Here is a 24,418-nt window from a genome sequence, read left to right on the forward strand (position 1 = left end):
GCCGCGGTGCGTCAGCGGACGAGGGCCGCCAGCCGTCGGGTGAAGTCGTCGGTCTCCGGCCGGTTCGCGTACAGGGACGCCAACCGGCTGTGCAGACCGCGCAGTTCCTGGCCCAGCAGCGTCGAGGCGGTCACCTCGGTGGTGTCCAGTACGGGTTCGGCGATGGCGATCGCCGCCTGCGGATCCCGGGCGCAGGCATGGGCGTCGGCCATCCGCACCAGGAACAGCATCCGTGTCGAGTGCATCCCTGGAGGAAGCAGACCCAGTGCGGTACGGGTCGCAGCGACGGCGCGCAGCGCCAGCCTGCGGTCCCCGGTCGACGCGGCGAGGTCCCGCAGGGCCCCGGCGGCGCCGGACTCCACCCGCAGACGCACGGAGCCGACGGACAGCCAGGGCGCCTCCGTCTCGTCCTGCTCACCGGCCCGGCCCATCTGTGACCAGGCACGGTCGATGTGGTCCAGGGTCTGCCGCGCGTCACCCCGTACCGCGTGTCCGCGCGCCAGATACAGATCGCTCAGGGCGCCCGCCCAGTGACGGCCCGCGGCCGCCTGCCGGATCGCGGCTCCGTAGGCGAGGGCGGAGGGCCCGTCGCCCTCCAGCCGTGCGAGGGTGCTCATGTCGCCGAGTGCGGCCACCTCCGTGCCGACATGACCGGCCAGCCCAGCCCAGACCAGTGACCGGTCGAGCCAGGCCATCGCTGTCGCGTTGCGGCCCCACAGCAGCCGCAGGCATCCGGCCGACTGCGCGTACTCGGCCGCGAGCGGCGCGAGTTGGCGTTGGTACGGCGCCGCGGGCAGGGCCATCCAGCGGAGCATCGCGTGCAGGGTGCGCTCGACGACGACGGTCGCTCCCGGCCAGGCGCGCTCCTCGTCGGCCCGCTGGCAGACGGCGAGCAGTACCGTCAGGGCGTGCACGGTGTCGATGTCCAGCGGCGGGCGGGAGACGGCGGCCGGGCCCAGGGCGCAGAAGGCCGTATGCAGGGCGATGACATCGGAGAGTACGGGAACGGCGCAGCCGTCACGGCGGTGCACCGGACACACCAGCCCATAGGTGGGCAGGCTCGTGGGCGGAACGGTGTCCGGGGGCAGCATCGAGAGCAGGGCGCCGCCCGCGGGCTCGCCGGGCAGCGGGCACGCCCGTGCGGTGGCCGCAGCGGGCCGTGCTCCCCCGCTCTCCTCGGGCCCTTCGGCCTCCGCCGCCTCGCAGGCGTCGAGGAGGTCTCCGCCGGCCGCCGGCAGCTCGTCCAGCCTGTGGGCGAGCGGCAGCGGTGTCCTGCGGGTGCCGTGCTCCAGCTTGCTGATGGCGGTGTGGTCGTAGCCGACACGGGCGCCCACCTGGGCCTGGGTGAGCCCGGCGCGCCTGCGCCACTGACGTAATCGGGTTCCGAAGGCTGTCCACGCCTCTGCGGTACGGACGTCCGGCAGAGGGTTCATGCCCTCGGTCACCCGGAACCCCGCGGAGCCCCGCCGGATGCCCCAGCCGTGCCGCGCTCATGGCTCATGGCTCATAGCTCATAGCTCATAGCTCATAGCTCATAGCTCATAGCTCATAGCCGGAGGATAGCGAGCGCGTGTGCGCATGTCCCCGGTGCGACGGAAAGATGGCGCCTTCACGCTCCTTCGCACGCCTTGCCGTGCTTTCCCGCGTGTTCCGCCTGATTCTCGGACCTTCCCGCGTTTTCCCGGCATCTTCCCCTCATCCGTCTGGCCGACTGCGTAACACTCCTGCGCAGTCGGCCGGTTGAGCGGGCCGGAGCCGCATGAAGGGGCAACCCGCGGGGCATATGACCGGTGACCGACAGGAGGTGGTGGCAATGGGCCGCATCAAGATCGTCCGACGTCCGCAACTGCCCTCCCGGCCGCCGCCCCTCGATCTGCGCACCCCTTCCGGCCGCCCGTTGCCCTACTGAGCACGGGCCCGCCGGGACCGGGCGCGAGCCGCCCGCCCCGCTCCTGGGAACCCCTGAGGCGTCCATCTGCGTGATGATGGACGAAGAGCCGTCGCGGCGAGCGGCAGAAGCCGGATCGTCGCGTCGGCCGACTCGGAAGGGGCGGCCATGCGCGCATCCGGGACCAAGAGGCCGGCCGCGGCATCACTGGCCACGCTGGCGGTGCTCATCGCGGCAGCGGTGGGCTGCCAGAGCGGCGGCGGGGAAACAGCTCCTTCCCCGAGCCGCTCCACTCCGTCCACGACGTCCTCGGGACCACGCGCCCATGTCCTCGCCGTCAAGATCGACAACGTCGGCCCCGCACGGCCGCAGACCGGGCTCGACAAGGCGGACATCGTCTACGTGGAGCAGGTGGAGGCCGGTCTCAGCCGCATCCTCGCCGCCTATTCGTCCAGGATGCCGCCCGTCGTCGGCCCGGTACGCAGCGCTCGCGAGACGGACCTGGAGCTGCTGCGCCAGTTCGACCGGCCGACGCTCGCCTTCTCCGGCGCCCAGGCCAAGCTCCTCCCGGCCATAGAGGCGGCACCGCTGAACCCGCTGCCGCCGACGGCGGACCCCGGCGCGTACTTCCGTGGCAGCGACCGGGCGGCGCCGCACAACCTCTATCTGCGCCCCGGGAAGACACCGCACGCCACCACCGGCGTGAACGCCGCCGAGGACATCGGGCTGCGCTTCGCGGCCCCGCCCCCGGGCGGCAGGCCCCTCGCCGGACACACGGTCCGGTATCCGGCGGCCCGCTTCGCCTTCACCTGGTCCGCCGACCGGCACAGGTGGCTGGTGGACATGGACGGCACACCGGCCCGTACGTCCGACGGAGCCCGGCTCGGGGCGGCCGATGTGATCGTGCAGTACGTGACCGTGCATCCCTCGCTCTATCAGGACCGGTGGGGCAGCACCTCCCCGTACACCGAGACCGTGGGCTCGGGCTCCGCCCTCGTGCTGCGCAACGGCAAGGGGTACGACGTGCGTTGGTCGCGGCCGACCGCCGATTCCACGACCTCCTTCACCACCCCTGACGGCAAGCGGATGACCTTCGCTCCCGGCCAGGTCTGGATCGTCTTCGCCTCGAAGTGACCACGGACCGTCTACGTCGCGTCGGGTGCGTGGGTGAAGTCCCGGATGATCTGCGCGAGCCTCGTCGGCCGGTCCAGGGGGATGAGGGTGCAGCTGTCCTAGATCTCGACCAGCCGCCCCTTGGGGAGGAGTTCGGCCAGGCGGCACGTCGCAGCGAGATGTCGAGGAGACCGTTGCCCGGTGAGCCGTCGTCGGCAGAGGTGTTCACATCGGCAGCTTGCCTGATCGAGGTTCCTCGCACAGTGGTTGACGCCGCATCAGGCGGGCGCCGGACATCCCGGGCCTGGTTCCGTACCGGCCCTCCTTGATCGATGATGATGCACAGGGCCGCCGTCCCCGGTACGGCACCGGCTGTCCCAGGAACAGGAAGGGGTTCCCGATGCGGGAAACGACGCCAGACCAGTCTCCGCCGGACGATCGGTCCGGCCACGGCTCGGACGAGGAAGCCCAGGTGATCGTGGTGGGGGCGGGGCCCGCGGGCTCGGCCGCGGCCTTCCACCTCGCCAGGGCGGGCGTCGACGTCCTGCTCCTGGAGAAGTCCCGCTTCCCCCGGGAGAAGGTGTGCGGCGACGGTCTGACACCACGCGCGGTGCACCAGCTCATCAGGATGGGCGTCGACATCAAGGCCCCGGGGTGGACGCGTTCACGCGGAATGCGCTGGGTGGCCGGGGACCATCAGGTGCACATCGACTGGCCCGCGCTCGGGCGTTACCCGGACTTCGGGCTCTCGCGCAGCCGGCACGACTTCGACGACATCCTGGCCCGGCACGCGGTCGCCGCGGGAGCGCGGCTGCGCGCCGGTGTGAAGGTGACCCAGCCCCTGACCGACCGCGCCGGACGTATCACCGGTGTGACCGCCACGACCGACGAGAAGGAACCCCTGGCCTTCCGCGCGCCGATCGTCATCGCCGCCGACGGCGCCTCCGCCCGCCTGGCACTCGCCATGGGTCTGCAGCGGGACACGCGCAGACAGATCGCGACTGCCGCGCGCCGCTACTACCGCAGTCCGGAGCGCTCCCAGGAGGAGTACCTGGAGCTGTGGGCCGACCTCCGCTTCCCGGGAAGCGATCACTATCTGCCCGGATACGGCTGGATCTTCCCCATGGGCGACGGCCGCGTCAATGTCGGCCTCGGTGCGCTGCCCCACCGGCGGCACGGAAAGGCGGACCTGCGCGCCACGCTGGACGAGTGGCTGGCGCGTACCCCGCACGCCTGGGGGTTGCGCGAGGAGAACGCGGAGGGCCCCGTCCGGAGCGCGGCCCTTCCCCTGGGCTTCAACCGTCATCCCCTCTACACCCGCGGGCTGCTCCTCGTCGGCGACTCCGGGGGCATGATCAGCCCGTGGAACGGCGAGGGCATCGGCCAGGCGATGGAGGCCGGCGAAGTGGCGGCCGAGACCGCCGCGCTCGCCCTCGCGCTCCCCCGGGGGGCTAGGCGGGAACAGGTGCTGCGCGGCTACCCCGTCGAGATGAACCGCCGCTGGGGACGCTACTACCGTCTCGGCAATACGGCCGCCGACCTCGTCTTCAGCCGTTCGGGCTTCCAGCCGGTCCTCAACCGTTACGTCATGGGGTCGCCTTTCCTGCTCAACACCCTGGCCCGGCTGCTCACCAACCTCACGGACAAGCCCTCGCACGACGTGATCGACCATGTGCTGAACGGCGTCGTGCGTCTCGTCCCGGAACCGAAGGTGCCACGCAGGCGCTGAGCCGGAACGGCAGCGCACCGGGAAGCCTGTCGGAGGCCCCCGGTGCGCTGTTCCCGTACTGCCCTGTCCTGTCCGCAGTCCGTGTTACTCGTCGATCGTGGCCCCGTACGCCGCGTCCAGCGACGGAGCGCTGAGCGAGCCGCCGCCGTACGTCCACGAGCCGGTGGCCGTGACTCCTCCGGAACCGGCCGAGAGCACCCACACCACACCGTCACCGGTGTTCTCACCGGGGGCGGACGCCAGCAGGCCGAAGCGGCCGTCCCTGTTCGGGTCGGTCAGCCTGACCTGACCGCCCCAGCGGTCGCCCTTCTCCGCGGCGCCCGGCACATTCACGGAGTTCTGGTCCCACGACTTGGCTCCGGTGGCGGTCAGTCCGCCGGACGCGCCGCGCAGCACCCACACCGCCCCCGCGTCCGGGACCGTGCCGATGTCCTCGCCGGACGCGCCGATCGCCACGTCCGCGTACCCGTCGCCGTTGGTGTCCGCGACGGAGAGGTCCGTGCCCCAGCCGTCACCGCGCTCGGCCGTGCCCGGGACGCCGGGCGAGCCCTGGGTCCACCACTGCGGCGGGCTGCCCGCGCCGTCGACGCCGAGCGGCCCGTCGGGGCTGCCGTAGTAGACGCCGATCAGGCCGCCGGTCATCGACTCACCGCCGTCGTCGGGGCTGTGCGGTTCGCCGGTGACGAGGTCGTCGTAGCCGTCGTTGTCGATGTCGCCGGAGGCCGTGACGGGGCCGCCCCGCAGGTCGCGCTCGTACACCAGGCCCTGCGTCTGCCCGGAGAAGAAGGACGACCAGCCGTGGCCCGGCTCGTCGCCGACGGTAACGCCGGAGACGACGAGGTCGGCGAGACCGTTGTCGTCGTAGTCGCCGGTGGTCAGGGATTTGGGCTGGATCTGTCGCTCCGCCGACGTTACGGCGAGGCGGTTGCGTGCGGTGCGCTCCAGCGGCGTGGACTTCGGCTGCGGGGCCGCGTCGTACATGTACAGCTCCAGGGCGTCGCGGCCGAGGACGGCCAGTTCGTCGCCCGGGGTGTCAGGGCTGAAGCGGGCGGCGGCGAGGGCGCTGCCGAACTTCTCGCCGGCCGAGGGCCTGTCCGCCTCCAGCCAGTCGCTGTCCGCGCCGGCCAGTCCCCGAGAGGACCCCCACAGAACGGTGATCCCGCCCGCGTCCGCGACCGTCCCGATGTCCTCGCCCGGGATGCCCACGATCGCGTCGTCGTATCCGTCCGCGTCGAGGTCGCCGGTGGCCAGCGCCTTACCGAAGCCGTCGCCCGTCTCGGCGGCGCCCGGCACCCCTGTGGTGGACTGGCTGACGACCGCGGTCCTGCGGGTGCCGATCCCCGTCGACGCGCCGTACTGCACGGTCACGTACCCCGCGCTCTTCTTTCCGCTGACGGTTGCGCCCGGCGCGCCGATGAGCACGTCTTCGTAGCCGTCGCCGTTGAAATCGCTGTTCCGGTCACTTGCGTGCGTGCCGCCGGGGGTACCGGCGTACGCGGCGGGAGCCGCGATGCCGGCTCCCGCCATCAGGAGAAATGAGGCCGCGGCAACGGCGGCCGAACGGTAGGTGCGCACGAGCGGCTCCTTGGTCCAAGGATGACCGGGCGGGTGCGGGGGCGATGACCGGAAAGGGCCCGTTCCTTCCTGGCGTCCTGTTTGACCGAGGATGCGGCAGAAGGGTTGTACGGAAGGTTTGCCGAGGGCCGGTCTTCGTGTGAGGCGCCGCTACGACCGGCGGCGGGGCTTTTGGCGCTTGGCGCCCTTGGAGCCTCCGGAACCGCTCCGCGGGTTCTTCGCCGACGCCTTGCCGGCTGCGGGCTTGCGGCGTGCGCCGCCCGTGTCGGGGCGCTTGGCCTTCGGCTGCGCCGGGGCCTGTGCCTGGGCCTTGGGGCGGCCCCGGGAACTGTTCACGGTCCGGCCGCGGACGATCCCGATGAAGTCCTCCACCAGGTCCGTCGTCTCGTCCTGCGGCCACGACAGCGCGACGCCCGATTCGGGGGCGTCGGAAACCGGCCGGTAGGTGAGGTCCTTGCGGTGATGGAGGCGGGCGAGTGACTGCGGGACGACGAGGAGGCCCACTCCCGCCGCCACCAGCTCGATGGCGTCCGCCGTCGTGGCGGGGCGCTCGATGGCGGGCCGTCCCGGCCGGTGCTCCCATTCGAGGGTGTCGTCGAGCGGATGCAGCACGATGTCGTCGGCGAGATCCTCGGCGGAGACCTCCTCGACCGCCGCCACGACGTGGTCCTTGGGGATCACCACCACCGTCGTCTCGGTGTAGAGGGGGATCGCACTGAGGCCCGTCCGGTCGATGGGCAGCCGCACGAGACCCGCGTCGGCGCCGCCGCCCCGCAGCACGTCGGCCGCCTCGGCGGCCGACACACCCACGAGGGTCAGCGGGACGTCGGGCAGCCGCTCGTTCCAGATCCGCACCCACTTGGTGGGGGTCACGCCGGGGACGTACGCGAGCCGGAACGAAGGGGTTTCTTCCGAGCTTGTCACTCCGCCAGGTTACCGGCCCTGGTCAGAGGTAGCGCACATGCTCGATACCCTTGGCACCATGACGTCGCACAAGACCACCCAGACAATGAAGCCCGCGACCGCGGCAAAGAAGCTGGGTGTGTACCTAGAGGCCACCCCCGCAGAGTTCCAGGAGGGTGTCGTCTCGCGCACCGAGCTGAACACACTGCAGTCCGACCCGCCCGAGTGGCTGCAGGAGCTGCGGCGCAACGGCCCGCACCCCCGGCCGGTGGTCGCGGCGAAGCTCGGCATCTCCATCTCGGGTCTCGCCCGTGGCGGAATCACGGACGCCCTCACCACGGAGCAGATCGAGACGCTGAAGACGGACAACCCCGAGTGGCTCCAGCAGGAACGCGCCACCCAGGCCGGGGTTCGTAAGGAAGCGGTGCGCATCAAGGAGAAGAACGCGGCGCGCGACGAGAAGCCCGAGGGTCCGCGTTCCTGACCCCTGCCTCCTGGCCCACGCGGATCAGGGCCTCTGTCGCAACGGCGTCGCCCCGGCCCCGGCCGCCCGCACCGACGCGGTGACGGTGCGGGTCAGGGCGGCGCGGTGGTCGTTCAGATAGAAGTGACCGCCGGGGTAGAGGTGGACGCCCTGGAGGTACGGGGAGTGCTCGGACCACGCCTTGAGCCGCGCGGGCTCCACGACAGGGTCCCGGTCGCCGCCGAACACGGTGAAGGGCAGAGGCAGTGAGCCGGTGTCGGGCTCACGCGCCCAGGTGTCGACGAGTTTGAAATCGCTGCGGAACATGGGCTCGAACATCTGCCACAGTTCGTCGTTGTCGAGCAGCTCGGCCGGGGTGCCGCCGACCGACCGCAGCCAGTCCCGCAGCTCGGCGTCGGAGCTCTCGTGCCGTCCTGGGCGGCGCAGATACCTCGCACCCCGGGGCGGGCCGAAGGCGGAGAGCCCGAGCCAGACCGGCCGCGGGCCGTCGTCCTGTGCGGCGAGCCTCAAGGTCAGTTCGTACGCGACCAGGGCTCCCATGCTGTGGCCGAAGAAGGCGAAAGGCCGGTCGAACAGCGGCAGCAGCTTCTGGTGGAAGTGGTCGACCAGATCGTCGACCCGGTCGGCCGCCGGCCGCTCGCGCTCGTACGCACGCCCGGGGGCGTTCAGCGGACACAGCTCCCAGTCCGGCGGGAACTCCGCTACCCAGTCCCGGTAGAGGAGATGCGATCCACCGGCGTGGTGGAAGAGGAAGAGGCGCAGGGAGGGGTCGGCGACAGGGCCCGCGCCGACGGCGGCTCCACTGATCACTGCGGTGTGCGTCATGCCCCGGCCCTCTTCTCGGCCGACTCCATCAACTGCGCCCCCGTCGTACTGGTGTCAGGGCGATTGTCGCAGCCGTTGCGGACCTCGTGGCCCGCTCCCGCGGTGACGTGGGCCACGTCGGGGACGGCCGCCGGTGATGCCCTTCACGCCCGCCATGCGTTGAATCCCGCTGCGGCGCAGGGCCGGTGCACGGCAGCAGCGGGTGAACGGAGCCTCAAGAGCCGCCCGGGCGCACCAGTCCGGTCTCATACGCATGGATCGCGGCCTGGGTCCGGTCGCGCAGACCGAGCTTGACCAGGATCCGGCTCACATGCGTCTTGACGGTCTGCTCCGCCACCACCAGGCACCCGGCGATCTCCGCGTTCGACAGGCCCTGTGCGATCAGGGAGAGGACCTCGGTCTCGCGCTCCGTGAGGTTGCCGCTGCGGCCCTTGACCGGGCTGCGCGGGACGTCGGACATCCGGGAGAACTCGGCGATGAGCCGCTTGGTGATGTTCGGCGCGAGCAGGGCCTCACCGGCCGCCACCACCCGTACCGCATGGGCGAGTTCCGTGGCCGACGCGTCCTTCAGCAAGAACCCCGACGCCCCGGCACGCAGCGCCTCGTACACGTACTCGTCGAGGTCGAACGTGGTCAGGACGAGGACCTTGGCGGTGGCGGCGGGCGATGCCGTGATGCGGCGGGTCGCCTCGATGCCGCCGACCCCGGGCATCCGTATGTCCATCAGGACTACGTCGGGGGCCAGTTCGGCGACCTTGGCGACGGCGTCGACGCCGTCCACGGCCTGGCCGACGACTTCGAGATCGGGTTCGGCGTTGAGCAGGACCGTGAATCCCTGACGGACCATCACTTGATCATCGGCGATCAGAACGCGAGTGGTCGTCACGGGTTGTCCTCCACAAGGTCGCCGGGTGCGGCAGGCATATCAGGTGCGGCGGGAAGCCGTGTGGGCGAATATGGCACAGTCGTGCCGGTGGGTGCACTGCGACCTCAGGGCCCCGCCCACATGGGCGCGTACCGGATTCTCGCCCGGCTCGGCGCAGGCCGCGACCATGGAGACCGTACGCAGCGCCTGCACCGCCCAGTGCCGTCGACGCGATTCCGATCGGCGACGACAGGGGCGACTGGACGGTGGTGCTGCACCGCGTCGAGGGCGGGCCCACGACGTACACATCCATCGTGCGCAAGGGCTTCCACGCGCAGGGCCTTTCGCCCGGGCGCGCCGCAGCCCGCCCCGGAGCGGCACCTGTTGATCAGGAGTAGAAGTTGCGCTGCCACCGGTGCTTGGCCAGGACGGCGAGCCGGTCGGCGGTGAGCGGATGCCCGTCGCTCAGGGCCGTATTGCGCTCGACGTTGCGTACGGTGCGCATCCCGGGGATGACGGTGGATACCGCCGGTGAACTCAGCACGAACCGCAGCGCGTTCTCGGCGATCTCGTCGGGTGCGATGCCGAGGTCGGCGACGATCGCGGCCACCCGCTGTTCGACCTGGGCCGGGCGGTCGTCGCGGAAGTAGCGGTTGCGCCAGTCGCCCTCGGGGAACGTCGTGCCGGCGGTGATCCGTCCGGTCAGGCCGCCCTCGTCGAGCGCCACCCGCACGATGACACCGACGCCGTGCTCCTCACAGGCCGGCAGCAGCGCGTCGGCGGGTGCCTGGTCGAAGACGTTGTAGATGACCTGCACAGTGTCCACGGCACCGCTGCGTACGAGTGCGAGTGCGTTGTCGGGCTGGTGGTCGTTGACGGAGACGCCGAACAGGCGGATCTTTCCCTCCTGCTTCAGTGCGGCGATCGTCTCCAGCCAGTCGCCGCGGCCGACCCAGTCATCGCTCCAGACGTGGAACTGCAGTACGTCGAAGTGGTCCAGGCCGCCGGCACGCAGGCTGGTCTCCAGGCTTGCGCGGATGTGCTCTCCCGGGAACGTCTCGGCCGGGTCCAGCCCGTCGGGCGCCGGCCAAATGCCGTTCTTCGGCGGCACCTTGGTGGCGACGAGCACCTCGTCACCGGCCCGCTCGCGCACGACCCGGCCGACGATCCGCTCGCTCTCGCCGTAGCCGCGGGCGGTGTCGACGAAGTTCACGCCGAGGTCGATCGCCCGGTTCAGGGCGCGTACGGATTCGTCCTCCGTGGCGCCCACCCAGGCGGACTCACCGATGCCCCAGGCGCCGTAACCGATCTCGGACACGGACAGTCCGCTGCGTCCCAGCTCGCGGTAGCGCACAGTCATCCTCCACATCATGGTCCCGCCCCGGCCGAGCCGAGGCTTCCGGCAGAAATCACGTCGACGATAGGCGACTTGGAGCGCGGGCACCGGCCGCGGTGCTCAGCGGATGGCGAGGTCTCGGGCGATTCGGGCGATATGGGTGCGTGAGATGCCTGCGGTGTCGAGGAGTTCGGCAGGAGTTCCGGAGGCCGGCAGATTGCGCACGGCGAGGTGGACCACCGCGGGGGTCAGCCGCTGTGCGGCCAGCGCGGACAGCACGGCCTCGCCGATGCCGCCTTCGGGGTGGTGGTCCTCGACGACGACCAGTGCGCCGGTCTCCTGGGCGGCGCGGGCGAGCGTGTCGAGGTCCAGGGGTTTGACGGAGTACAGGTCGATCACCCGGACGGGGATGTTGTCGGCGGCCAGCTGCTCGGCGGCGGCGAGGCATTCGTGGAGGGTGACACCGGCGCCGATGAGGGTGAGCCGGTCGCTGTCGCCCGTACGCAGGGTCTTGGAACCGCCGACGGGGAAGGTTTCGTCGGGGGCGTAGAGGACGGGGTAGGCGCCCCGGGTGGTACGCAGGTAGGAGATGCCGTCCATATAGGCCATCGCGGCGGTCAGAGCGGCGGCGGAGGTGGCGTCGCTGGGGTAGAGCACGGTGGAACCGTGGATGGCTCGCATCATGGCGAGGTCTTCCAGGCCCATCTGGGAGGGGCCGTCCGCGCCGATCTCGACACCGCAGTGGGTTCCGCACAGGCTCATGGAGATCTGGGAGACGGCCGCCATACGGATGAAGTCATGGGCCCGGGTGAGGAAGGCGGCGAAGGTGGTGGCGTAGGGGCGGTAGCCGCGTGCGGCCATACCGACCGCAGTGGCGATCATCTGCTGTTCGGCGATGTAGGTCTGGAAGTACCGCTCGGGGTGTGCCTTGCCGAAGTCCTCCGCGTGGGTGGAGTTGCCCACCTCGGCGTCCAGAGCCACGATGTCGGGCCGGGCGCCGATCGCGGCGAGTGCCTTGCCGAAGGCGACGCGGGTGGCGACGGCTGCGCCGACCTCGAAGTGGGGCAGGGTCACCTCCACGGGAGCGGCCGGGGCTCTGGGGGCGGGGGCGGGCGGCTGCGGGCCGCGGACGGTGAGGTGACGCAGGCCGCCCAGTTCGGTGACGGCGCGTGCGGCAAGGTCTTCGGGCAGCGGTTTACCGTGCCAGCCCTCGGCGTCCGCGACCTCGAAAACGCCCTGGCCCTTGACGGTCTTGGCGACGACGACGGTGGGGGCCTGTCCGTCGCTCGCGGCGGCCAGGGCTTCGTCGACGGCCGTCAGGTCGTGGCCGTCGACGACGATCGCGCGGCAGCCGAAGGCTTCGGCGCGCCGGGCGTAGGCGCCGGTGTCCCAGCCCAGCTCCGTGGGGCCGCTCTGGCCGAGGCGGTTGACGTCGATGATCGCGGTGAAGTTGGCCAGGCGGTGGCGGCCGGCCTTGTCCAGGGCCTCCCACACCGACCCTTCGGCCATTTCGCTGTCGCCGCACAGCACCCACACACGGTACGGCTGGTGTTCCAGGTCCCGTCCGGCGAGCGCGATGCCGACGCCGTAGGCGATGCCCTGGCCCAGGGAGCCGGTGGCCGCGTCCACCCAGGGCAGGACCGGCGTGGGGTGGCCCTGCAGCCGGGCGCCGTTGCGGCGGTAGGTGGTCATCAGTTCCTCCTCGTCGATCGCACCGGCGGCGAGGAACATCGCGTACAGCAGCGGGGAGGCGTGCCCCTTGGAGAAGATCAGGTGGTCGTTGCCCGGATTCTTCGGGTTCTGCCAGTCGTAGCGCAGCCGGCGGGTCATGAGGACGGCCATCAGGTCCGCGGCGGACAGGCTGGAGGTGGGGTGGCCGGAGCCCGCGGCGGTGCTGGCGCGGACGGAGTCCACGCGCAGCTGCTGGGCCAGCTGGAAGACCTGGTCCAGGCCGCTGTCGGGCCCGAGGGAGACAGTGGGGGTGTTCTCGACCGACATCGCGGCTTCCTCTCGTGTCCTGCGTTCTGATCCGGCCGTCGACGGCTCTTGCCGGCTCGTGGGCCGCGCGCGGGGGGCCGCGTGGGGTGCGCGCGGAGGCCGTGTGGGGCGCCTGTGCCCTTGCCGACCGTATGTCCGCAGTGCGACGGCCGCGATCTGAACGCGTGCCGGTCAGAGGGTGCGGTCCAGGAGTGCCAGCAGTGCCGTCCAGTGGCGGTCGTCCGCCGCGCTGTCGTACGAGGCGGTGTCGGCCTGGGTGAAACCGTGCTGCGCCCCGGTGTAGACCTCGCTGCGGTGGCGCACGCCCGCCGCGGTGAGCGCCTCGTCGAGGCGGTTGATCTGCTCGGGGGGCAGCGAGGGGTCCTGGTCGGCGTGGCCGAAGTACAGCTCCGCGGCGATCCGGCCGGCGAGCAGGTGCGGGCTGTCGGCGGATTCCGTGGCCAGCCGCCCGCCGTGGAAGCCGGCCATGGCCGCGACCCGCTCCGGATATGTGCCTGCGGTACGCAGCGCGAGGCCCGCGCCCATGCAGTAGCCCGTGACACCGACCGGCCCTTCGGTGGTCAGGGGGGAGGCTGCCAGCCAGTGCAGGTAGACGTCGGCGTCGCGCATCGCCGCTTCGGGTGTCAGCGACTGGATGATCGGGCCGAGACGCTCGAAGATCTCCGGACGCCCGGCCGGGTCGATGAACTCGGGCAGCTCGGTCACCGGTGTTCGTCCATGGCGGTAGAAGACGTTGGGGGCCAGGACGGTGTATCCGGCTCCGGCGAGCCGGTCGGCCATCTTCTGCAGCTGAGGACGGATTCCGAAGGCGTCCGTGTAGAACAGGACCGCGGGGTGCGGCTGTCCGTCGTCGGGGTGGGCCAGGTAGGCGTCGGCCACGCCGTCCTGTGTGGGGATGTCCACTGAGGTTCCGCGTACGGCGGTCATGGATGGCTCACTTCTCTCGTACGGTGGTGCCCTCCGCGCTCCGGACGGAGGGGTGCGGTCGCAGTCAGTGATCGTATGCGGTGAGCGGCGGAAGGCCGTGTGTACGCGGCCCGGGACCGACGCAGGTGGTGTCTCCGGGGTGCCGGACTTTCAACTCGGTATCTTCGTCCGAGATCTTCGTCCGAGATCTTCGGTGAACGGACAGAACCGGCCCGGACAGCAGGTGCGGATTCGGGTGCAGAGCCATGACGTTGAAGGATTCGACAGCCCGATGACAGACAACTCCGACATGATCGACTTCGTGCGGGCGCGCCTTGCCGAGGAGGAACAGATTGCGCTGGCGGCAGGCGGGGAGAGCTGGCGCTGCCCGGCCGACGTGCCCGGCGAAATCCACGACCGCGTCGGCGCCATCGCGTTCAGCGTGCGCAATCGCGGCTACGACCAGCACATCGCTTTCCAGGACCCCGCGCACACGCGTCGCCGCATCGAGACGAGCAGGGTTCTTCTCAACGAGTACGCGGAGGTGGCCGACAAGGACGTCGACCGCCCCGAACACGACTTCGCGTCAGGCCGCGCCGTGGGGCTCGGTTTCGCCGTCCGGCAGATGGCCGCAGAGCATGCCGGGCACCCCGACTACCGGGCGAAGTGGCTGCCGCGCTTCATCCATTAGCGCCGGGCGACGGCCCGTCGGCTCCGTCGCCGAGCAGCTCTCGGGGTGCCATCGCCGAAGGCGTCAGGCGCGCGCCTTGCGGGCCGACATCCACGCGTACACGAGGACACCCGCGAAGAGGAACAGCACTCCCTGGTAGACGGCGGCGTAACCGGAGCCCGCCAGGAGTCACATGGAGAAACCGAAGGCGGCCAGCGCGAGCACGGCGTCACGGGCGAGGCGGGCCGGGCGGACCCGGTCGCGCTGCCCCGAGATGAGGAAGTACAGCTGGGCCGCGGTCGCCAGCAGATACGGGACGGTCGCGGTGAAGGTCGTGACCAGCACCAGGATCTCGAACACCCGGGCCGTCCCCGCCATGTAGTTGTAGACGGTCAGCAGCGAGGCCAGGACGACCGTGACGATCACGCCGAAGGTCGGCACGCCCCGCCGCTTCACCGTGAAGCGTGCCGGGAACAGCCCGTCGCGGGCGGCGGCGTACGCGGTCTGGGCGCTGAGCAGCGTCCAGCCGTTGAGCGCGCCGACGATCGACACGAGCGCCGCACAGGCGACCGCCGCGCCGCCCCACGTACCGCCGAACATGGCGTTGACGGCGTCGGCGAAGGGGGGCGCTGGAGGTGAGCAGCTTGTCGTGCGCGACGGTACCGAAGACGGCGAGGGTACCGAGCAGGTACACCAGCGCCGCACCGAGCGTGCCGAGGATGGTCGCCCGCGCGACGTTGCGCCGGGGATTGCGCACCTCGCCCGCGCTGACCGCCGCCGACTCCACTCCGAGGTAGCTGAAGAGCAGGATCGCGGCGGACGCAGAGACCGCGCCGATCGCACCGCCCCCGGTGGCCTGGAAGGGACCGAGGTTGTCCGGGTCGAAGAAGAACAGCCCGCCGATCGCGACCAGCAGCAGAGGCACGAACTTCAGCACGGTGGAGGTGAGTTGCACCGCGCCGACGTAACGGGTCCCGGCGAGGTCGGCGAGAGCCGGCAGCCACTGCACGACGAGTGCGGCGGTCATCATCAGCCACGGCGATCCGTGCAGGGGCAGCGGTACGTCCAGATAGCCCACGGCGGTGACGGCGAGGGCCGCGTTGCTCACCCAGGAGGTGATCCAGTACGACCAGGCCGCCAGGAAGCCCGCGAAATCGCCGAAGGCCTCGCGCACGTAGACGTACGGCCCGCCGGTGCGCGGATCGCGCTGCGCGAGCCGCCCGAAGACGAGCGCGAGCGCGATGGCGCCGACGGTGAGCACGCCGAAGGCGACGAGGCTGATGGTGCCGTACGGGGCGACGGACACGGGGAGCAGGAAGATGCCGCCGCCGATGATGCTGCCCATGACCAGCGCGGTGGCGACCGGAAGCCCGAAACGCCGTGCGTGCCGGTTTCCCCCTTCGGCGGGGTTCTGGGCCGGGGCGGGAACGGAGTTGCCCGGGGCCGGAGCCGATTGAGGAACGGTTCCGGTGTCGTGCGTGGGGGTGGTGCGCCTTTCATCGTGCTGGGTACCGTCGCCCGTGCAGCGGCCGACCAGCGTGTGGGCACACACCTGCTGCGGGAATCTCCGGGGGATGCACCCCATGGTCGGTTATCGGACACCGCGCACCAAATCACCGTTGAATGTTCGCCGATGCGTCGACTGTGACCGGAAATCGGACGGAACTCGGCCCGTGCGACCGCGCATCCTTCTCCTCGGACGCGAAGCCGAAGGGCCGGCATAGGCAGCGATATTGCTGCCATGCCGGCCCTTCGGCTTCGCCGGGCGGGTGCGGAGCCCGCAACTCAGTAGGCGGAGTTGACGTTGTCGATGGAGCCGTAGCGGTGGGCGGCGTAGTTGGCGGCCGCGGTGATGTTGGAGACGGGGTTGGTCAGGTCGTGTGCGGTTCCGGCGACGTGGTAGGCGTTGAACGTCGGCTGGATGACCTGGAGGAGGCCCTTGGAGGGGGTGCCCTTCTGGGCGTTGATGTCCCAGTTGTTCTGGGCGTTGGGGTTGCCGCTCGACTCGCGCATGATGTTGCGGTGCAGGCCCTCGTAGGTGCCGGGGATGCCCTTGGCCTTCATGATGGCCAGGGATTCCTTGATCCAGCCGTCGAGGTTGTTGGCGTAGCCCTTGCCGCCCTGGCTGCCGTCCGTCGAGATCTTGGCCACGGAGGCGACACCGGCCGGGGCCGCTTCGGCAGCCTGCGCGGAGGTCGAGACCATGGCGAGCGCCGCGGCGGCGGCACCGGCGGTGGCTATGCCGGCGACGGTCACCTTGCGGAGGCGGGCGATGCGGCTGGTGCGGGTCTGCGTCTGCGTGGTCATACGGAAGCAACTCTCCTGTCCGGGGGGTGTCGCGGTGTCCCGCAACGACAGCCATCGTTAGCGGCGGACCCACCCCGTGGCAAGAATGTGACGTACTACCCAACATCGGAGCAATGTCTGAAATGAACCGATCACGACCGGTTACGTGAGGTTCGGGCAGCCCCGGCACTCCTACCCGCCCTAGTATGTGATCCAGCCCCTATGGGTGGCATCACATCCACGGGGCCACATCGGGGGATGCCGAGAGGCCCCGACGAGCCTTCGGCGACCCACAAGCCCGCACCCGCCCGCCCTTCGTCCGTCCACGCCGCCTCGGCCCGCCGCCCAGGGCATTGCTCCACAGACATGGAGCTCCCCCACGTGCCGTGAACGCCCCGCATGGGAACCGTTCTCCCCATGCGGGGCGTTCACCCCTCCTCACATCCCGGTCAAGGCGTCATACGGATGAGGTCTGGAAGTAGTGGCCCTTGCCGAGGTCCTCAAGGAGTCCGGGGTGAACCGGCTGCCACCCGAGCAACTCGCGGGTCCGCATGCTCGAAACCGGGCCGTCGACGCCCAGGAAGCCACCCAGCCAGCCGAAGTGCTCTCCCGCGTCCTCGGGAGAGATGGTGACCACGGGGAGGTCGAGTTGACGTCCGATCACTTCGGCGATGGCGCGGATCGGCACACCCTCCTCGGCGACCGCGTGCAGCGTCGAACCCGCCGGAGCCTTCTCCAGCGCCAGGCGGATGAGGTGCGCGGAATCCAACCGGTGCACGGCGGGCCAGCGGCATGCCCCGTCACCGACGTAGCCGGAGACGCCCTTGTCGCGGGCGATACCGACCAGGGCCGCCATGAAGCCGTGATCCCCGTCGCCGTGCACCGTAGGGGGGAGTCGCACAACGGACGAGCGGACGCCGCGGGAAGCGAGGGCGAGCGCCGACTCGGCGGTGGCCAACCGTGCCCGCGGGCCCTCGCCCGCAGCGGCCACAGCCGGGTCGGAACCGTGCCCGTCCTCTTCGGTCCCCACACGCCCGGGTGCGAGCCCGAGCGTCCCGGAGGCGATGAGGAGCGGCCGGTCCGAACCCGCGAGCGCTTCGCCGAACGCCTCGACGGCGCGGCGATCCGCATCGACAGCGATCTGGAAGCCCCCTGAGAAAGCGATGTCGTGCTTGAACGCGAGGTGGATCACACCGTCCGACGCGGCGGCCGCCTCTCGCAGGCTGTCGAGGTCGTCGAGCGTGCCGCGATGCACCTGGGCCCCGGCCGCGGCGAGGGCGGCGGCCGAGGTGTCCGAACGGGCGAGCCCCGTGACCTGATGGCCCGCGCCGATGAGTTCGGGGACGACGGCGGATCCGATCCAACCGGACGCGCCGGTCATGAATATGCGCATGGGAGACCTCCTGAGTGATTCGACCGTCCGCGCCACGAGAAGCGCGGCAGGGAAGTCGATGTCAGTAACTGTCATCAACCTACACCTGATGCCAGTCACTGTCATCACATATGATCAGGGGTATGAGTCGATGGGAGCCGAACGCGCGCGGCCGGCTGGAGCAGGCCGCAATGGAGCTCTACAGCGAGCGCGGGTTCGAACAGACCACGGTGACCGAGATCGCCAGGCGGGCGGGGCTCACGGAGCGAACGTTCTTCAGGCACTTCGCCGACAAGCGCGAGGTCCTGTTTGCGGGCGCGGCCTCCCTGCAGGAACTCCTCGTGAGCGCCCTCGCCGGCGCGCCCGAGTCCGCGGCGCCGATCGACGCGGTGGCCGCGGCCCTCGATGCCGCCGCGGCCGTCTTCGAAGAGCGCCGCGAACACTCCCGGCAGCGCCAGAAGATCATTGCCGCGAACGCAGAGCTGCAGGAGCGCGAGCTGATCAAGCTCGCGTCACTGTCCGCGGCACTCGCCGACACATTGCGTCGGCGCGGCGTCGCGGACCCGGCCGCGAGTCTGGCCGCCGAGGCAGGGATCGCCGTCTTCAAGATCGCGTTCGAACGCTGGATCAGCGGAACCGACCAGCAGGACATGTCACAACTCATCAGAGAATCACTCGACGAGCTCAAAGCCGTGACCGCAGGCAAGCAGTCCGGGAACGATCGCGCGGCCGTGGACAACTGAGGGCCATCCCTGGATCTCACCGGCCCCGCCCCCGACCCCGCCCCACGCCGCAACGGCCTGCCATCACAGCGTGGCGATTTGCCTGATATCGTAAAAATGCCCTGCGTGACTGTGCCACTCAACCGTGCCGCCCGTACGACGGGAGCAGGAATGAACGGTGGACCCGAACCCATCAGCGCTGCGGCCCGTGCGGCGCTGGAACGGGAACTCGTGGATCTGCGCGCCGAACGCGCAACCGTCGCCGCCACCTTGAGCAGCGGCGAGCAGGTGGGCGACATGGCGGACCAGGCCGACGAGTTGCAGCGCGCCTCGGAACTCGACCGTCTGGACACCCGCATCGCCGGGATCGACGGGCGGCTTCGCGAGGCGGACGTCGCGAAGGCTCCCCCGACCGACACGGTCGGCGTGGGCAGCACCGTGACGGTGCGGTTCGCGGATGCCACGGAGGCAACCGTGCAGATCGGCGAGGTCGCCGAGGCGCTGGACCGGACTCTGGTCACGGCCGACAGCCCGCTCGGCCGCGCGCTGCTCGGACATCGCGCCGGCGAGACCATCACCTATGACACGCCCGGGGGACGGACGACCGCGCTCGTGCTGTCTCTCGGCGGCGAAGGCGACAGGTCATAGCGGAAGGCGCGCCTCTGGCCGGACCGCCCCGCCGGTAGCCGTTGCGAGGCCGGATTCCGCCCATGGATCAGCCCGTGACGATTCCGGCGACGAGGTTGATGGTGGTGGCCAGGATGCCGGCGCCGAACACGTAGGACAGCAGGCAGTGCCGGAGGACGACCGCGCGGATCGTGGAACTGGAGACGTCGGTGTCGGAGACCTGGTAGGTCATCCCGAGGTTGTAGCTGAAGTAGAGGAAGTCGATGTACTTCGGCCGGTCGGGGGAGTTGAAGTCGATCCCGCCTTCGGACGGCAGGTAGTAGAGGTACGCGTAGCGCGTGGCGTACATCAGGTGGAGTGATGCCCAGGCCATGAACACGCCGCAGAGTGCCGTCGCGGCCGCGGCGTGACTCAGGTCCGAGTCGTCGACCAGGAGCAGCACCACGATGCCGACCAGTCCGCACAGGGCGGCCGCGACGACGGCGAGTTCCTCGATGACGGGCCGGAACTCCTCGCGCCGGACGTTGTGATGGGTGGTGGCCGCGTCCATGGGCCACAGCACGATCCACCCCGCCACGACGAAGACCGCCTCCGCAGCGGCGACACCCGCGAGAATCCCCAGCGGCGTGTTGGTCAGTGCGCCGGTGACCGCGCCGGTGACCGCCCCGACGATCACCGCGCCGGCGAGTCTGGGAACGGCGGAGAGCGCCGGCCAGTGGTTCATGGACCTCAAGGGTGACCACCTCGGTGGCTCAGCGAAGGGCCTCGGGCTTCCCGTGCGTCCGAGCCTATTCGCGCGTACACCGGGGTGCAGCCCGGCAGTACGACGGACGCGCCCTGTGGAGTGCCTCCCCCGGGCCGTACTCCGGCCCACCGCGCCGAGATTCGAGTGGCAGGTGGGGAACCACGTGCATAGCCTGCCCAGAAGTGTCGTTTTATCACCATATGCCCGAATCGTGGAAGGGTTTGAAGGCCTTGAGCGCCAACCATGCCGAGCAGCACCCCCTGGAGCCCCGAGTCGGTCCCGCCCCCGAGGGCGAACCGCAGTTCCGGCCCTACCACCATCCCGCTGCGGGCTGGGGCGCGGCCAAGAGCGTGAGCCGTTTCCTGGTGCGTGAGGGCGCGCTGGTGGACGGTCCGCGGGCCATCATGCGGATGAACCACGAGAACACCGGGTTCGACTGCCCCGGATGCGCATGGCCGGACGACACCAAGGGCCTGCATCTGGACATCTGCGAGAACGGGATCAAGCACGTCACCTGGGAGATGACCCGCAAGCGGGTCGGGCGCGAGTTCTTCGCCGCCCACTCGGTGACCGAGCTGTCCGGGTGGAGCGACTACGACCTGGAGAACCAGGGCCGGCTGACCGAGCCGATGGTCTACGACCCCGAATCGGACCACTACGTGCCAATCAGCTGGAAGGACGCGTTCGAGGTGGTCGGCCGCGCTCTGCGCGGGCTGGACAACCCGAATCGGGCGGCGTTCTACACCTCCGGCCGGCTCGGCAACGAGGCCACCTTCCTCTATCAGTTGATGGCCCGTGAACTGGGCACGAACAACCTGCCGGACTGCTCCAACATGTGTCATGAGGCCAGCGGCCGCGCCCTCCAGGCATCCCTGGGCACCGGCAAGGGGACCGTCGACCTCAAGGACTGGGAGGCCGCCGACGCGCTGTTCATCCTGGGAGTCAACGCCGCATCCAACGCGCCCCGGATGCTCACCGCCCTCGCCGAGGCCTACCACCGCGGCGCCCGGATCGTGCACATCAATCCGCTCGTCGAGGCGGCGGCCACACGCACCATCGTCCCGCACGACTTCACGGACATGGCCCTCTTCAAGACGACCCGCACCAGCACGCTGAACCTGCAGCCCCGCATCGGCGGTGACATGGCCCTGCTGCGCGGCATGGCCAAGGCGATCCTGGAGCAGTCCGAATCCGACCCCAGGGCTCTGGACCGGGTGTTCATCGACCGCCACACCGCCGGCTTCGAGGAGTACCGCGCGCTGTGCGAGGCCACGTCCTGGGAGGAGATCAAGAACCAGTCCGGTCTGAGCCGCGCCGACATCCTCAAGGCGGCGCGCGTGTACGGCGAAGCCGACCGCAGCATCGTCAGCTGGTGTCTGGGTCTCACCCAGCACGAGCACGGCGTCGACACCGTCCGGGAGATCGTCAACCTGCTTCTGCTCCGCGGCAATCTGGGACGGGAAGGCGCGGGCCCCTCCCCCGTACGAGGACACAGCAACGTCCAGGGCAACCGCACCTGCGGCATCGACCACCGCCCCGGCGACGAGTTCCTGGACCGCCTCGCCGAGGTCTGCGACATCGAGCCGCCCCGTGAACACGGTCTGGACACCGTGGGCACCATCAAGGCGATGCGGCGCGGCGATGTGAAGGTATTCGTCGGCATGGGCGGCAACTTCGCCCTCGCGGCACCCGACACCCCGGCCACCTACGCGGCCCTGCGCTCCTGCGACCTCACCGTCCAGGTGAGCACCAAGCTGAACCGCAGTCACCTCGTCCACGGCCGCCGTGCCCTCATCCTGCCGTGCCTCGGCCGTACGGAGAAGGACCATCAGCGCAAGGGCGTCCAGAGCACGTCCGTCGAGGACTCCATGAGCATGGTCCATCTGTCGATCGGCATGAAGCGCCCCGCCTCGTCGCACCTGCTGTCCGAGCCTGCCATCGTCGCCGGCATGGCCCGCGCCGCCCTGCCCGACAGCGACACGCCCTGGCAGTGGTACGTCGAGGACTACGACCGCATCCGCGACACCATGGCCCAAGTCCTCGACGGTTTCGAGGACTTCAACCGCCGCGTGCGCCTGCCCCTCGGCTTCCGCATCAAGCAGCCCGCCCGTGAACTGGTCTTCCTGACCCCGTCCGGACGCGCCGAGTTCTCCACCGCCGTCCTGCCCGACATCGTCCCCGCCCCCGGCACCCTGGCACTGGGCACCATGCGGTCCCACGACCAGTGGAACACCACCATCTACTCCGACAACGACCGCTACCGCGGCATCAAGAACCTGCGCACGCTCGTCTTCATGAACCGGGCCGACATGCGCGAACGCGGTATCGCCGACCTCGGCCCCGTAGACATCACGAGCACCGCGAAGGACGGCAGTCAGCGGTCCCTCAACGGCTACCTCGCCATCCCCTACGACATCCCCCGCGGCTGCGCGGCCGGTTACATGCCCGAGATGAACGTGCTGTGCGCGCTCAGCGACTACAGCACCCAGAGCGACCAGCCGATCATGAAGCACCTCAAGGTCACCATCGGTCCCGCCGCCTGAGCGGGGAGCGCGCACGGGCGAAGCTGCGTACAGCAACGCCGTCACCGCCACCGGACGAACCGCTTCAGGAGGAGGTAGGCGCGCTGCTCCGCGGCGGCGAGTTCGGTGGGGTCGATCTCCGCCGGCCAGAGTTCGCCCGCCGCGGCGTCGTCGGCCTCGCGCAACTCCACCACGGCTGCCGCCAGATGAGTCTGGGCGAGGGGGAACGACGGTTCCAGACGGCCGTCCAGCACATGCTCCGCACGGTCGGACGCCTCCGTGCACGCGGCCAGCGCGCGCTCCGCCCGGATGGCCGCATGGCCATGGACCACCACGAGCGCGCAGCCCAGCGCGATGACGATCCCGAGGGCGCTGCTCAGTGCCCGGTCCTGGACGAGGGCTCCGGCGGGCGAGGGAGTGGCCAGTTCGCTCAGCAGCAGCGCCAGCGGCGTGAGGAAGACGACGCCGAGACCGTAGTTGCGGGCCACGACGTACTCCAGCAGGAACTCCAGCAGAACAATCACAAGGACGAGCACCACGGGATCGGGGCGCGCGGCCAGCACGCCGAGAGCGAGCATCAGTCCTGCGACCGTGCCCAGGGTGCGCTGCACGGCCCGCTGTGCCGCCGTACGGACGTTGATCGAGTGCAGCACCGCGGCGGCGGAGATCGCCGCCCAGTAGCCGTGGCCGAGGCCCAGCAGCAAGGCCGCCCCTCCCGCCAGCCCGGTGCCGAGAACCATCCTCAGGGCGGGAACGAGCAGGACCGCCGCGTGACCGGGGCCGCCGTGGTGCTGCCCCGTCACCAGTTCCGCGGCGCGCGCTTCGGCAGCGTGCCCGGTGGCGGGATCGGTCCGATCCGGCTCGGGGCCGGTCGCGGAGACCATTGCGGCCTGAGCGGCCACGGACGGGAGCGACAGCTCGGGCAGCACCTGCGGCACCCGCTGACGACGACTCACGAGCAGGCGGACCTGGCGGCGCAGTTGGCGCGCCAGACCGGTGAGGTCATCCGGTGGCCGGCGCGCGGAACCGATCAGCAACGACCAGGAGAGGTCGGTCAGGTACAGGCAGGCGCCGCCCCGGCCGCCCCGCTCGGCGGCTGTCGGCGGCATGACTCCGAGAGTCCGGTACGCCTGCAGAACAGCGGCGGTCGTCCGGTGCCTGGCGAGAGCGCTTGCGTCCCCCGCGCCGGTTGTCTCCCACAGTTCCGCGAGCTCGCGGAGTGCCGCGGCCACGGCGAGACGCTGCGGACGATCCGGGTGTACGAACCAGCCCGCCACGGCCAGCACCCAGGCAACGGCCGCACCCGCTGCGGCCAGTGCGGTCCGGGCAAGGATGTCGGCGGGAACCGGCGAACCGTTGGCCGCCACGGCGAAGGAGAAGAGCAGCAGCACCGCGCCGAGCCCGCTCAGACGAGCCGCGTCACAGGCCAGCTTCGCGACACCGGCGACCACGGCCGTCGCCACGACCACCGCGGCTGCGCCCGCTCCTGCGTTCCGCGGATGGGCCCACGCCGCGAGGGCCGAACCGCAGCCCACACACGCGGCCATGGCTACCACGACCAGCGCGAGGACCCGGGCCCGACGCGCATAGGGCAGGTTGCGGCCGAACGTGGTGGTGAAAGAGCCCAGCATGGCGTAGACAGCCTGATCGGTACGCCCGGCCAGTGCCATCGGCAGCGCCGGGAGCGCCATGGCAAGCGCGGCACGCAGAGCGAAGGAGAGCGCACCGTCCACGCTCTGCAGGGCGAGCGCGCCACGGGGGGAGAGCGCACGCCCCGCACGGGCTGCCGAATACCGCCGACCGCTCCCGGTCAGTGCAGGGAGCGGAATGCGCAAACGGGGCATACGCGGTG

At 70.6% G+C, this 24,418-nt stretch carries 19 protein-coding genes and 1 pseudogene; 7 read left to right on the forward strand and 13 right to left on the reverse strand.

All coding sequences use genetic code 11. The annotated features are described in order from the left end of the window. Positions 1-11: 11 nt before the first annotated feature. Complete coding sequence (locus tag OG507_RS05065) at positions 12-1,433, reverse strand: helix-turn-helix domain-containing protein (protein WP_327365920.1); 1,422 nt, start codon at positions 1,431-1,433, stop codon at positions 12-14. A 623-nt stretch (positions 1,434-2,056) separates the two neighbouring features. On the opposite strand from OG507_RS05065, the gene OG507_RS05070 reads away from it, so the two are divergent. Both OG507_RS05070 and OG507_RS05075 read left to right on the forward strand, forming a co-directional pair. Beyond that, positions 2,057-3,022 carry a DUF3048 domain-containing protein gene (locus OG507_RS05070; protein ID WP_327365921.1) on the forward strand — a complete coding sequence of 322 codons (966 nt, stop codon included), beginning with the start codon at positions 2,057-2,059 and terminating at the stop codon, positions 3,020-3,022. Positions 3,023-3,401: 379 nt separating this feature from the next. Next, a complete protein-coding gene (locus OG507_RS05075) occupies positions 3,402-4,730 on the forward strand; it encodes a geranylgeranyl reductase family protein (protein ID WP_327365922.1) in 1,329 nt (442 codons plus the stop codon). 84 nt (positions 4,731-4,814) lie between these two features. Here the strand turns inward: OG507_RS05075 and OG507_RS05080 are convergent, their stop codons facing one another. Continuing rightward, positions 4,815-6,305, reverse strand: coding sequence for an FG-GAP repeat protein (locus tag OG507_RS05080; RefSeq protein ID WP_327365923.1), 1,491 nt, complete (start codon positions 6,303-6,305; stop codon positions 4,815-4,817). A gap of 150 nt (positions 6,306-6,455) precedes the next feature. Then, the gene (locus tag OG507_RS05085) at positions 6,456-7,229 is read right to left on the reverse strand and encodes a LysR family substrate-binding domain-containing protein (RefSeq protein ID WP_327365924.1); all 774 of its coding nucleotides are present in this window, start codon (positions 7,227-7,229) and stop codon (positions 6,456-6,458) included. Positions 7,230-7,287: 58 nt separating this feature from the next. Here OG507_RS05085 and OG507_RS05090 point away from each other — a divergent pair, with 58 nt between their 5' ends. Next, entirely contained in the window at positions 7,288-7,692 is a 405-nt protein-coding gene (locus tag OG507_RS05090; RefSeq protein WP_327365925.1) for a DUF5997 family protein, read from the forward strand. A gap of 24 nt (positions 7,693-7,716) precedes the next feature. Here OG507_RS05090 and OG507_RS05095 read toward each other — a convergent pair whose 3' ends face one another. The 5 genes from OG507_RS05095 to OG507_RS05115 form a co-directional block, all read right to left on the reverse strand. Next, positions 7,717-8,517 (reverse strand): thioesterase II family protein, encoded by an 801-nt coding sequence (locus OG507_RS05095; RefSeq protein ID WP_327365926.1) that lies wholly within the window; start codon positions 8,515-8,517, stop codon positions 7,717-7,719. Positions 8,518-8,731: 214 nt separating this feature from the next. Continuing rightward, on the reverse strand, positions 8,732-9,403 hold the full coding sequence (locus OG507_RS05100) for a response regulator transcription factor (RefSeq protein WP_327365927.1): 672 nt from the start codon (positions 9,401-9,403) through the stop codon (positions 8,732-8,734). A gap of 367 nt (positions 9,404-9,770) precedes the next feature. After that, positions 9,771-10,736 carry an aldo/keto reductase gene (locus tag OG507_RS05105; protein WP_327371867.1) on the reverse strand — a complete coding sequence of 322 codons (966 nt, stop codon included), beginning with the start codon at positions 10,734-10,736 and terminating at the stop codon, positions 9,771-9,773. 102 nt (positions 10,737-10,838) lie between these two features. After that, complete coding sequence (locus OG507_RS05110; protein ID WP_327365928.1) at positions 10,839-12,716, reverse strand: transketolase; 1,878 nt, start codon at positions 12,714-12,716, stop codon at positions 10,839-10,841. Positions 12,717-12,887: 171 nt separating this feature from the next. Beyond that, positions 12,888-13,643, reverse strand: a complete 756-nt coding sequence (locus OG507_RS05115) for a dienelactone hydrolase family protein (protein ID WP_327365929.1) — start codon at positions 13,641-13,643, stop codon at positions 12,888-12,890. A gap of 271 nt (positions 13,644-13,914) precedes the next feature. On the opposite strand from OG507_RS05115, the gene OG507_RS05120 reads away from it, so the two are divergent. After that, positions 13,915-14,313 (forward strand): DUF6221 family protein, encoded by a 399-nt coding sequence (locus tag OG507_RS05120; RefSeq protein ID WP_327365930.1) that lies wholly within the window; start codon positions 13,915-13,917, stop codon positions 14,311-14,313. Between the two features lie 63 nt (positions 14,314-14,376). Here OG507_RS05120 and OG507_RS05125 read toward each other — a convergent pair. From OG507_RS05125 to OG507_RS05135, 3 genes and pseudogenes are all read right to left on the reverse strand, one after another. Continuing rightward, a pseudogene (locus OG507_RS05125) lies at positions 14,377-15,637 on the reverse strand (amino acid permease). Positions 15,638-16,077: 440 nt separating this feature from the next. Continuing rightward, positions 16,078-16,599 carry a transglycosylase SLT domain-containing protein gene (locus OG507_RS05130; protein WP_327365931.1) on the reverse strand — a complete coding sequence of 174 codons (522 nt, stop codon included), beginning with the start codon at positions 16,597-16,599 and terminating at the stop codon, positions 16,078-16,080. A gap of 436 nt (positions 16,600-17,035) precedes the next feature. Next, the gene (locus tag OG507_RS05135; RefSeq protein WP_327365932.1) at positions 17,036-17,971 is read right to left on the reverse strand and encodes an SDR family oxidoreductase; all 936 of its coding nucleotides are present in this window, start codon (positions 17,969-17,971) and stop codon (positions 17,036-17,038) included. 122 nt (positions 17,972-18,093) lie between these two features. On the opposite strand from OG507_RS05135, the gene OG507_RS05140 reads away from it, so the two are divergent. Together OG507_RS05140 and OG507_RS05145 are read left to right on the forward strand one after the other, a co-directional pair. Next, positions 18,094-18,693 carry a TetR family transcriptional regulator gene (locus OG507_RS05140; RefSeq protein ID WP_327365933.1) on the forward strand — a complete coding sequence of 200 codons (600 nt, stop codon included), beginning with the start codon at positions 18,094-18,096 and terminating at the stop codon, positions 18,691-18,693. A gap of 150 nt (positions 18,694-18,843) precedes the next feature. Beyond that, positions 18,844-19,320 carry a GreA/GreB family elongation factor gene (locus OG507_RS05145; protein ID WP_327371868.1) on the forward strand — a complete coding sequence of 159 codons (477 nt, stop codon included), beginning with the start codon at positions 18,844-18,846 and terminating at the stop codon, positions 19,318-19,320. 67 nt (positions 19,321-19,387) lie between these two features. Here OG507_RS05145 and OG507_RS05150 read toward each other — a convergent pair whose 3' ends face one another. Next, positions 19,388-20,023 (reverse strand): DUF1345 domain-containing protein, encoded by a 636-nt coding sequence (locus tag OG507_RS05150; protein WP_327365934.1) that lies wholly within the window; start codon positions 20,021-20,023, stop codon positions 19,388-19,390. Between the two features lie 221 nt (positions 20,024-20,244). Here OG507_RS05150 and OG507_RS05155 point away from each other — a divergent pair, with 221 nt between their 5' ends. Then, complete coding sequence (locus OG507_RS05155) at positions 20,245-22,587, forward strand: FdhF/YdeP family oxidoreductase (protein ID WP_327365935.1); 2,343 nt, start codon at positions 20,245-20,247, stop codon at positions 22,585-22,587. A 41-nt stretch (positions 22,588-22,628) separates the two neighbouring features. On the opposite strand, the gene OG507_RS05160 is transcribed toward OG507_RS05155, so the two are convergent. Continuing rightward, the gene (locus OG507_RS05160; RefSeq protein ID WP_327365936.1) at positions 22,629-24,410 is read right to left on the reverse strand and encodes an FUSC family protein; all 1,782 of its coding nucleotides are present in this window, start codon (positions 24,408-24,410) and stop codon (positions 22,629-22,631) included. Between the last annotated feature and the right edge of the window lie 8 nt (positions 24,411-24,418).

Source organism: Streptomyces sp. NBC_01217 (assembly GCF_035994185.1).
GTDB lineage: Bacteria > Actinomycetota > Actinomycetes > Streptomycetales > Streptomycetaceae > Streptomyces.